This is a genomic window from Planomonospora algeriensis, from assembly GCF_977012225.1.
The window spans coordinates 1-9,982 of record NZ_CDRNDK010000230.1; the positions used below are offsets into that span (position 1 = coordinate 1).

Genomic DNA, 9,982 nt, shown 5'->3' on the forward strand with positions numbered 1-9,982 from the left:
CCCGCCTCCGCGCGGCCGTACGGGGCCCGCTTCCGGCGCGCCGCCGTACGGCACCGCCTCGGGGGTGCGGAGGGGGCTCGGGTCAGAGGGACTTCTCGACCGCGTTGACCAGGGCGGGGTCCTCCGGGGTGACGCCCGGGCGGAACCGCGCGAGCACCTCCCCCTCGCGGGAGAGCAGGAACTTCTCGAAGTTCCACTGCACGTCGCCGGCCTCGCCCTCGGTGTCGGCGGCCCGCGTCAGCTCGACGTAGAGCGGGTGCCGGCCGTCCCCGTTGACGTCGGTCTTGGCCAGCAGCGGGAAGTCCACGCCGTAGTTGGTCGCGCAGAACTCCTGGATCTCCTCGGCCGTGCCCGGCTCCTGGCCCATGAACTGGTTGCAGGGGACGCCGACGACGGTGAAGCCGCGCTCGGCGTAGATCTGCTGCAGGCGGACCAGGCCGGCGTACTGCGGGGTCAGGCCGCACCTGGAGGCGACGTTCACCACGAGGACGGACTTGTCCGCGGCGAGCTCGGCCAACGTGGTGGGCGCGCCGTCAAGGGTCTGCACGGGGATGTCACGGATGCTCATGGCCGCAGCCTAACCCGCCGGTAGCAAGGGCGGCGCACGGGTCCCGGAGGCGTGGGGCGGGGTCCCCTCGCGCGGGCACGGAACCTCCAGCGGACAGGCACGGAACCTCCGGCGAGCGGGCACGGGGCTTTCCCGAGACGCGGGGAGGCGGGCGACGCGCCGGGGTGGACGCGCCGCGGAAGCCGCCCTCCCACGGATGCGGACGATCCAAACCCCATACCGGGGCGATCTTTGCGCCACTCCTCCGCCTCGGCCCGCCCGCTCCGGTCAGCCGGGCCCACTCGAACCGCCCCCCAACCGCGAAGATCACGCAAACAGCCTCCCCGACCGCGTCGCAGGGCCCGTCCGGCGTTTCCCCGGCGTACTAGAAACCGCGTAGAGAGACCGCCGCGGTGTCCGCCGGAAGCATGCCGGCGGACGGGCGGGCGTCCTTCGTCCGATCCACGGACGCGGGACCGGCCGGCGCGCCCGGGTGTCACGGCGTCCGGACGCGGCTTCCGCACGCGGCCCGAAGGAAGGACGGTTTTGGACAGTCACCGCGCTTTACGCGCCGCCGCCGTGACCGTGGTCGCCACCTCCGCCGTGGTCGGCTCCACGGCGACCGGTACGACCGAGGCGAACCGCACGACGGCCGTGGAGAGGACGGCCGCGGCCGGCACGGCGGAGCGGGTTCACCTGGTCACCTGGTCCACCCGGGCCAGGCCTGGGACCAGGTCTCTCGCGAGGACCACGAAGGGCAGGAACAAGGCGATCGCGTTCCGCCTCGTCTCCCGCCGCGCGTGGTCCCATGACCAGTTCCGCTGCCTGGACAGTCTCTGGACCAGGGAGAGCAACTGGAACCACCGGGCGTACAACCGCTACTCGGGTGCCTACGGCATCCCCCAGGCGCTGCCGGGCTCGAAGATGAGCGGCAGCGGCGGGGACTGGCGGTCGAGCCCGGTCACGCAGATCCGCTGGGGCCTGCGGTACATCAAGCAGCGCTACGGCTCGCCGTGCGGTGCGTGGGGTCATTTCCGGTCGACGAACTGGTACTGACCCTCTCGCGGGAGCGTCCAGGGGAAGGGCACGCTCCCGCCGGGCGCCCGGGGCCGCGGCCCGGGCGTCACCCGTGCCGCCCGCGCTGCACGGCGACGGCGCGGATGAGCAGTTCCAGCCCGAACTCGAACTCGGCCTCGTGGTCGCACGCGCCCAGCTCGGCGGCCAGGGAGCTGGTCTCGGGGAAGAGCACCGGGTCCACCTTCTCGATCTCCGCCTGGGAGTGGTGGACGGGGGCGAAGGTCGGGGTCACGCCGACCTCCCGCAGCAGCGAGCCCACGATGTAGGCGATGAACATGCGCAGGATGCGCACCGCCTCCTCGCCGCCGAACCCGGCGCTGCGCAGCGTGGCCAGCGCCCGCTCGACCGGGAGCAGCCCGGCGGCCGACTGGAGCTGGCGGCTGACCACCACCATCGTGCACCGCGGGTAGTGGTGGGCGATCTGCCGGAACGCCCGCGCCTGGATCCGCACCCGCTCACTCCACTCGGCGTCGGGATCGTCGGCGAACTCGATCTCCGACAGCACCGTCTCGGCCACCGCGTCCAGGAGCGCCGCCTTGTTGGGCACGTGGTTGTAGAGCGACATGACGCCCACGCCCAGCTCTCCGGCGATCCTGCGCATGGACACCGCGTCGGCGCCCTCCCGCTCGATCAGGTCGATGGCGGCGGCGACGATGCGCGGACGGGACAGCGGCTCGGGCGACATGCTCCCATTCTCCCCCCGCCCATTGACGCACGTACACCGTACGTGCCACGCTCGAACTATACGTACGGTGTACGTCTCTGGAGGCCGCATGTCGACGCACGATCTCTACACGATCCCGGCCGAGCTCTCCACGTGGGACGTGGAGGCCGCCGGCGCCGCCCGTTTCACCTGGGAGTACGACAACGGCAGGGACCGCATGCTCGCCCTCTACCAGAAGGGCAAGGACAAGCAGTGGGACTCCGTCAAGCGCATCGACTGGGACCTCGAGGTCGATCCGTACAACGTGCTCGGCATCCCCGACACCACCATCGCGATCTACGGCACCCCGCTCTGGGAGCGGATGGGCGAAAGGCAGCGCCAGGACGTGCGCCTGCACGGGGCGGCCTGGCAGTTCTCCCAGTTCCTGCACGGCGAGCAGGGCGCGATGATCTGCTCGGCGCGGATCGTCGAGTCGGTGCCCGACCTCGACTCCAAGTTCTACGCCGCCACCCAGACCATGGACGAGGCCCGGCACGCCGAGACCTACGCCCGCTTCCTGCAGGAGAAGGTGGGCCTGGCCTACCCCATCAACGAGCACCTCAAGGCGCTGCTGGACAGCACCTTGAGCGACTCCCGCTGGGACATGCCCTACCTCGGCATGCAGGTGCTCATCGAGGGCCTGGCCCTGGCCGCCTTCGGCGTGATGCGCGACATCACCACCAAGCCGCTGCCCAAGCAGATCCTCGCCTACGTGATGCAGGACGAGGCCCGCCACGTCGCGTTCGGCCGCATGGCGCTGCGCGACTACTACGCCGGCCTGTCCGAGACCGAGCTGCGCGAGCGCGAGGACTTCGTCATCGAGGGCTGCTACCTGATGCGCGACCGCCTGCGCGGCAAGGAGACCTGGGAGAACCTCGGCCTGAACAGATCCGAGGTGGCCGAGGCCATGGAGTGCGTCGACCGCTCCGAGTACCTCAGGCTGTTCCGCTCCCTGCTGTTCAGCCGCATCGTCCCCTGCGTCAAGGACATCGGCCTGTGGAGCCCCCGCCTGCAGCAGGCCTACGCCGACATGGGCGTGCTGGACATGGCCGGCCAGAGCCTGGAGGCGCTGATGCGGCAGGACGAGGACATCGCCGACAAGCTCGACGCCGAGCGCTTCGCCGCCGAGGAGGCCGAGCGCCACGCCGAGGTCTCCGAGACCATCGCCCTCGGTTCCGACTTTCAGGCACGTCCATCGGGTCCCTGGGCATGAGGCCTCCAGCCGGGCTGTGGTGACCGGCCTCGATCACTCGGTTCGCTCGCGATCTCACCGGGTACGCGGGATTGGGTCCGGCAGAGCCGTGCGCCCGGTACCCGTGCGGCCATCAGCCGCCTTCCCGCATCGATCACAGCCCGTACGTGCCGAAGGGACCGTCATGCTGCTGGAGAACAAGACCGCCATCGTCTACGGCGCCGCCGGAGCGATCGGCTCCGCGGTCGCCCGTGTCTTCGCCGGTGAAGGCGCCGCGGTCCACCTGGTCGGACGCACTCGCGAACCGCTGGAGGATCTGGCCGACGCCATCACCCGATCCGGGGGGCGCGTCGAGGTCGCTTCACTCGACGCGACCGACCGAGCCGCGGTCGAGCAGCACGCCGACGCCGTCGCCCGGCGCTCTGCGGGCATCGACATCGCCTTCAACGCCACGTCCAACGACGACCTGCAGGGCACCCCTCTGGTCGACATGGCCGGTGACGACGTGCTGCGCCCTGTCGTCAAGGCCGTCACCACCCACCTGACCGTGGCCACCGCCGTCGCCCGCCACATGATCGGCCGCCGCAGCGGGGTGATCCTGGCCATGGGCGGCGGCCGGGAAGCCATCCCCCGCCTCGGCGGCTCGCACATCGCCTGGTCCGCCCTCGCCGGCCTGTGCCGCCAGCTCGCCGGCGAACTCGGCCCGCACGGGATCCGGGTCTGCTGGCTGCTCTCTCCCGGCTCACCCGATCCGTCCGACCCGCCCGACGACGACCCGGAGGCGGACGTGACCCTGCTCCACCGCCGTCCGGGGCTCGAAGACGTCGCCAACGTCGCCGCCTTCGTCGCCTCCGACCGCGCCGCGACGATGACCGCCGCCGAGGTCAACATCACCGGCGGCGCCGTCGTCGACTGAACGCACGTACCCGCGCCGCTCCCAGCGCCGGCATCCCGGCAGCCGTATCTCCGCCGCACCGGGTACACAACGGGAACCCCGCGCACCGATCGCTAGCGGGCGCCCCGTCGCGCTCGTTTCCTCGGGCGAGGCGTTGGAGTTGCCCTTCGTGCACGTCGCTCACCCACTCCCAGCCGGGCTTGGCCGATGGGCCGACCCGTGGGTCGGCGGGGACCCGGCCGTTCCGCAACGCGCGTACGTACGCCTGGTCCTGGTCGATCCGTGCCTGCACCTCGTCGGATCCGCCGACGGACCCGTGGCCCGGGACGACGACGTCGACGCCGCCCGCCACGCCCTCCAGCAGCCGCAGCGCGGCGAGGTAGTCCTCGATCGGGTCAGCGGCGCCGTCCCAATCGAGCATCGGAACCAAGACATCGGAAAGCATGTCGCCGGCGACGAGAACCCCGCGCTCCTCGATCAACAGCGCCGCATGGCCCGGGGCATGCGCTTGATGCTCGATGATCCGGACTCCGGGGCCGTCCCAAGGGATCTGCGCGGTTTCGGCGGGCAGGCCGGCGATGAGGCCGAGCAGGTCCAGAGGCACCCGCCCGGCGATCTCCGTCTCCAGCAGGTGGTCGGCGATGCGGGCCTTCGCGCCCGCGTCCGACAGCTGATCTCGGGCGGTGGCCGCGCAGCGCTCCGTGCCGTAACGGGGCGCCTCGCCGAGCCGGGCGTGCCAGAGCAGATGATCCCAGTCCGGATGCGTGGAGAACCCTGCCACGACGGGCTGGCCCAACTCGCGAAGGTCGTTCGCGAGGCAGTCGATCTCGGAGCCGGTCACCCCGGGGTCGATGAGCAGCACACCGGCCCGGCCCTGCACCACAACGGCGTTGCTCTGCACGAAGTCGCTCTCGTGGACCAGCACGCCCTCCACGACCTGTCTCAGCACGGGCTCGCCTCCTTCGCGTCCCGGATGGCGTAGCGATGCATCGTGACGCCCTGCTCGAACGATCGCTGCTCCAGCAGGTCGAGGTCGATCGGCACGTCGTAGTCGTCGAACAGCGGCCTGCCGAAGCCGAGGACCGCCGGGTGGGTGAAGAGCAGCAGCTCGTCGAGAAGCCCCGCCCGGAGCAGCTGCGTCGCGAGCGCCGCGCCGCCCACACTGATGCTGCCGTCGGTCCCGGCCCGCAGTGCGGCGAGTCGCCGGATCGCGTCGTCTCCGCCGATGATCCGGGTGTTGTGATCAGCGCTGCGGCGGGTGCGGGAGACGAGCACCTTGGGCTTGGCGGTCCAAATCTCGCCGTACTCACGCATGTAGTCCGGCAGCGACGCGTCCTCGTGCGCCCGCGGCCAGTACTCCTCCATGGCCTCGTAGTAGACCCGGCCATGGACCATGAGCGCGAGCGCCTGCGTCTGCGCGTTGGCCTCGCGGTGCAGTTCCTCGTCGAGGCGCAGCCACTCGCCCGCGCCGTTGTCCCCCGGAACCTGCTCGATCCGCAGGTCGAGGGAGACCTGCATCGAGTAGACGAAGCGGCCCATCAGCTCCTCTTCCTAAGTGATTGCACTTTGCAACTACTATATTGGGAGCGAATACTTGTCAAGGAGGAATCGTGGAACCACGGTCCGGGTGTCCGATCAACGCCGCCGTCGAGGTGCTCGGAGACCGCTGGTCGCTGCTCGTGCTTCGCGACGTCATCTTCGGTGATCGCCGCCACTTCCGGGCGCTGCTCACCGGGTCGATCGAGGGCATCGCCTCGAACATCCTCGCCGACCGCCTGGTGCGGCTCGTCGAGGCGGGGATCCTCACCCGCGGCACCGCCGCGCGGGGGCAGCGCGCTCGCTACAGCCTCACTGAAACCGGTGTCCAGACCCTCCCGATCATCTGTGCCCTCGGCGACTGGGGCCTCGACTGGCGCCCGGGCAGCCACGAGCTCCGGAGCCGGCAGCGGCTCATACGCGATGAGGGTCCGGCGTTCATCGAGGAGCTCATGGACGAGCTTCGCGTCCGCCACCTCGGCGCCCCGCCGAAGCCGTACGACGGTCCGAGCCCGTTCGATCGCCTCGACTCCGCCTACGCCGCGGCCGCCGAACACGAACACGAGCACGAGCACGCCGACCAACGGTGACGGAACGGCCTCCGCCCTGACCTTCTCGGGCTCCGACGGCTCGCCGTCACCGCCGGGACGACGGCAGCGCGATCGATGCCTGCACCGGCCGCCGCAGCCGGTTGATCTACCACATCCGGCTGTACCAGTCGGCCATACGCCGATCGGCCAGCGCTTTGTTTCCCCAGCGTGAGCAGATCGTGACTGGTTGCCCACCGGTCTCCTCTGTATCGTCCGGGCGACGGGTCATGCCGGACAGCCCAGGCGAGGGGTGCATGAGCGGACCAAGACACTGGTGGCGGCCGACCAGGCGCAGGAACAAGCCCGATCCGCGGATGGCGACCGATCTCGGCGACGCGCTGACGGCCTACTGGCGCAGCGGCAAGTGGTGGGGCAGCCCCGACTTCATCCGCTGGCTGGTCGACACCGGCCAGCTCGCCAAGGCCGACTACGCCCTGCGAGCCCTGGACACGCCGAACCTCTCGGAGGAGGGCCGCTACGCCCTGCAAGGCGCGGAGCGCAAGCTGCTCAAGGCGCTCGCCGACTCCGCCCGCCCCGCGGCCGATCCCGTCGGCGGGCAGGTGAACGGCTCCGCACCGCCGTGACGCGACCAGCCGGCCCCGCGATCTCGGCCGGCGGGTCGTCCACCCGTGTGCTCGGCAGCAGCGGCTTGTCGCTCACATCCCCTCTCCCGCCTCCCGGGTGTCGGCGAGATCGGTGCCGGGGCGGCCGGCCGCGTCCTGTTCGCCGCCATCACCGGCGACCGCACGGAGCGGCAGGGCCAGGGTGAAGGTGGAGCCCTCTCCCGGCGCGCTGACGGCGCCGATGGTGCCGCCGTGCGCCTCGGCGATCGTCTTGGCCAGCCACAGTCCCAGCCCGACACCCTGGATGGCGTTGTCGTGGGCGTAGCGGGCGCGGTAGAAGCGCTCGAACACGCGAGGCAGCTCGTCGGCGTCGATGCCGACACCCTGATCGGTTACCGCGATCGCCACCCGGCCGTCCTGCGACGCGGCGCGCACGGTGATCGGCGTGCCGATCGGCGAGTACTTGACCGCGTTCGACAGCAGCGCGCTGATCGCGCGCACCAGCAGATCGCGGTCGGCCACGACGGTGTCCACGCCGGGGTCCAGCCGCACCTCGATGCTGTGGCCGCTGCTCCGGGCCTGGGCGTTGGTGGCGCGCACCACCTCCTGAAGGAGCCGGGGCACCGGCACCTCGGCGGCGTTCACGACCAGCTCACCGGCCCCCAGGGCGTTGACCGCCAGCAGGTCCTCGACCAGGTCCTGCAACCGGGCCGCGTTGCGCGTCATCGCCTCCAGCATGCGCTGCCGCCGGGCGGGATCCACCTCGATGTCCGTGAGCATCTCCAGATATCCCGTCAGGGTGGTCAGCGGCGTGCGCAGCTCGTGGGAGACGGTGGCGACGAAGGCGTCCTTGGCCGCGTCCAGCTCCGTGAGGCGGGCGACGGTCTGCTGCTCGGCCTCATACGCCTGGCGCAGCGCCTGCTCGGCGTGGCGGCGCTCGGTGATGTCGTGCACGAACGCGTGAAAGGCCCACTCGCCCGCCTCGCGGGTGGCCCACACCACGATCTCGATGGGGAACTCACTGCCGTCGGGCCGCGCGCCGGCCAGCTCCAGCCTGCGGCCCAGGACATTGGACCGCCCCGTGGCCAGGAACCGGACCCGGCCGGTCTCATCGGCCTTGCGGTAGCGTTCCGGCACGATCGCCTCGTGCACCAGACGGCCCAGCACCTCCTGGCGCGAGAGGCCGAACATGCGCGTCGCCGCGGTGTTCCACTCGGTGATGTGCCCGGCGGCGTCGGTGGAGACGAACCCCTCCACGCAGGTGTCGATGATCTGCTGCAGGCGCTCGCGGCCGGCCTGGGCGGTGGCCTGAACGGTGCGGCGGTCGACGATCCGGCCGAGCTGGTAGCCGATGGCGGTCATCACCCGCAGCAGCGGCTCGTCCCTGGGGGCGATCTGCCGGGAGAAGAACTGCAGCACCGCCGCCACCCCGTCGATCGCCATGACCGGGAAGGCGAAGGCCGCCCGCACGCCCGGGTCGCGGCCCCGCAGCACGCGCACCGCCAGCGGATCGGCGGTCAGGTCGGCTGACCAGACCGGCTCGCCGGTGGCCGCCACCCGGCCGATGACGCCGGTCCCGGGAGGAAAACGGGTGGTGGCGGCGATCTCCCGCAGGACGGGGAAGTCCTCGATCGGCCCGGCCCAGACGCCGGAGGAGACGAACACCCCGCCGTCGGCGGCGGGCACCCCCAGGTGCCCCAGCGGCCAGCCGGTCAGCCGGCAGACCGCCGACAGCGTCGCGCGGGCCGCTTCCTTCAGGTCGTCGGTGGCGCCGGCCACCGCGGTGATGTCATCGAGCAGCGCGACCATTGCCATTTCCCGCTGCGTGCTCATCGATGCTCCGCCCCCCATGCTCGGCCGATGCCGCAGGCCGACGCGGCCGCCCTCCCAACGTATCCCCTCCGTGATCGATCGATCACCGACAGGGGCGGCCGGGGGACGCCGACACGGCGCTTCAGGAGATCGGCCTCCGGGGGCGTCAGAGGCTCGACCGGCGCCGAGACCGACGTGTACCCTACGGGACGGTCTTCGGAGGGCCGGGTTCCGCCCGCCGCGGACAGGCCGTACTCCCGTCGGCCGATTCCCCGCAAAAAAGATTCGCCGCCGTGTCGATCCGCGGCACCGCCCGTTCGACCTAAGCGTGACAGAGGCCGAAACGCACCTGGACGACCCCGAGGAGACACCGACCATGAAGTACATGCTGATCTGGCGCGCCACCGACGAGGCCTTCGCGAAGATGGGCGACGTCGACTTCACCCAGATGCTCGAGACCGTCGGCCGCTACAACGACGAGCTGATCCGGGCCGGTGTCCTGGTCGCCGCCGAAGGGCTGGCCGACGCCGCCGAGGGCGTGGTCGTCGACTACTCCTACGACCCACCCGTGGTCACCGACGGCCCCTACGGCGAGACCAAGGAGCTGTTCAACGGGTTCTACATCCTCAACGTGACCTCTAAGGAGGAGGCCGTCGAGTGGGCCAAGCGCTCGCCGATCACCGGTCCGGGCTTCAAGACCGAGATCCGCCGGATCCCCACGATCGACGAGTTCCCGCAGGACAACGAGTGGATCCAGAAGGAGCGGGCGTGGCGCGAGGCCACCGGCCAGCTGTGAGCGGATCGACGGGAACCGGCGGGAACCGAGGGGGATCGACAGCGGATGGCTGATCCCACCGGGCGTGAGGCCGTCGCCGCCGTCTGGCGGATCGAGTCCGCGCGGATCGTCGGTGCGCTGGCCCGCTACACCGGCGACTTCGCGCTGGCCGAGGACCTGGCCCAGGAGGCGCTGGCCGAGGCGCTGGTGACCTGGCCGCGCGAGGGGGTGCCCCGCCATCCCGCGGGGTGGCTGCTCACCGTCGGCCGGCGCCGCGCGTCGACGCCTTCCG

Annotated in this window: 12 protein-coding genes; 7 read left to right on the plus strand and 5 right to left on the minus strand. The window is 71.3% G+C overall.

Annotation, left to right across the window (positions count from 1 at the left end):
• Positions 1–82 precede the first annotated feature (82 nt).
• On the minus strand, positions 83–568 hold the full coding sequence (locus ACWJ6R_RS21890; RefSeq protein WP_449064023.1) for a glutathione peroxidase: 486 nt from the start codon (positions 566–568) through the stop codon (positions 83–85).
• 558 nt (positions 569–1,126) lie between these two features.
• Here ACWJ6R_RS21890 and ACWJ6R_RS21895 point away from each other — a divergent pair.
• On the plus strand, positions 1,127–1,603 hold the full coding sequence (locus ACWJ6R_RS21895; RefSeq protein ID WP_449064024.1) for an aggregation-promoting factor C-terminal-like domain-containing protein: 477 nt from the start codon (positions 1,127–1,129) through the stop codon (positions 1,601–1,603).
• A 67-nt stretch (positions 1,604–1,670) separates the two neighbouring features.
• Here ACWJ6R_RS21895 and ACWJ6R_RS21900 read toward each other — a convergent pair whose 3' ends face one another.
• Positions 1,671–2,309 carry a TetR/AcrR family transcriptional regulator C-terminal domain-containing protein gene (locus ACWJ6R_RS21900; protein WP_449064025.1) on the minus strand — a complete coding sequence of 213 codons (639 nt, stop codon included), beginning with the start codon at positions 2,307–2,309 and terminating at the stop codon, positions 1,671–1,673.
• An 88-nt stretch (positions 2,310–2,397) separates the two neighbouring features.
• On the opposite strand from ACWJ6R_RS21900, the gene ACWJ6R_RS21905 reads away from it, so the two are divergent.
• Both ACWJ6R_RS21905 and ACWJ6R_RS21910 read left to right on the plus strand, forming a co-directional pair.
• Positions 2,398–3,540, plus strand: coding sequence for a ferritin-like domain-containing protein (locus tag ACWJ6R_RS21905; protein WP_449064026.1), 1,143 nt, complete (start codon positions 2,398–2,400; stop codon positions 3,538–3,540).
• A 163-nt stretch (positions 3,541–3,703) separates the two neighbouring features.
• Positions 3,704–4,435, plus strand: a complete 732-nt coding sequence (locus tag ACWJ6R_RS21910) for an SDR family NAD(P)-dependent oxidoreductase (protein WP_449064027.1) — start codon at positions 3,704–3,706, stop codon at positions 4,433–4,435.
• Here the strand turns inward: ACWJ6R_RS21910 and ACWJ6R_RS21915 are convergent.
• Positions 4,410–5,348 carry an MBL fold metallo-hydrolase gene (locus ACWJ6R_RS21915; protein ID WP_449064028.1) on the minus strand — a complete coding sequence of 313 codons (939 nt, stop codon included), beginning with the start codon at positions 5,346–5,348 and terminating at the stop codon, positions 4,410–4,412. The two genes, ACWJ6R_RS21910 and ACWJ6R_RS21915, sit on opposite strands and share 26 nt — an antisense overlap.
• Positions 5,349–5,356: 8 nt before the next feature.
• Complete coding sequence (locus tag ACWJ6R_RS21920; RefSeq protein ID WP_449064029.1) at positions 5,357–5,953, minus strand: dihydrofolate reductase family protein; 597 nt, start codon at positions 5,951–5,953, stop codon at positions 5,357–5,359.
• Positions 5,954–6,024: 71 nt separating this feature from the next.
• Here ACWJ6R_RS21920 and ACWJ6R_RS21925 point away from each other — a divergent pair, with 71 nt between their 5' ends.
• Entirely contained in the window at positions 6,025–6,540 is a 516-nt protein-coding gene (locus ACWJ6R_RS21925) for a winged helix-turn-helix transcriptional regulator (RefSeq protein ID WP_449064030.1), read from the plus strand.
• A 254-nt stretch (positions 6,541–6,794) separates the two neighbouring features.
• Positions 6,795–7,124: a hypothetical protein gene (locus tag ACWJ6R_RS21930; protein ID WP_449064031.1), complete on the plus strand. Its 330-nt coding sequence runs from the start codon at positions 6,795–6,797 to the stop codon at positions 7,122–7,124.
• A 72-nt stretch (positions 7,125–7,196) separates the two neighbouring features.
• On the opposite strand, the gene ACWJ6R_RS21935 is transcribed toward ACWJ6R_RS21930, so the two are convergent.
• The gene (locus ACWJ6R_RS21935; RefSeq protein ID WP_449064032.1) at positions 7,197–8,936 is read right to left on the minus strand and encodes an ATP-binding protein; all 1,740 of its coding nucleotides are present in this window, start codon (positions 8,934–8,936) and stop codon (positions 7,197–7,199) included.
• A 355-nt stretch (positions 8,937–9,291) separates the two neighbouring features.
• On the opposite strand from ACWJ6R_RS21935, the gene ACWJ6R_RS21940 reads away from it, so the two are divergent.
• Both ACWJ6R_RS21940 and ACWJ6R_RS21945 read left to right on the plus strand, forming a co-directional pair.
• Positions 9,292–9,711 carry a YciI family protein gene (locus tag ACWJ6R_RS21940; RefSeq protein ID WP_449064034.1) on the plus strand — a complete coding sequence of 140 codons (420 nt, stop codon included), beginning with the start codon at positions 9,292–9,294 and terminating at the stop codon, positions 9,709–9,711.
• 45 nt (positions 9,712–9,756) lie between these two features.
• A partial coding sequence (locus tag ACWJ6R_RS21945) for a sigma factor (RefSeq protein WP_449064033.1) occupies positions 9,757–9,982 on the plus strand: 226 nt, incomplete at its 3' end.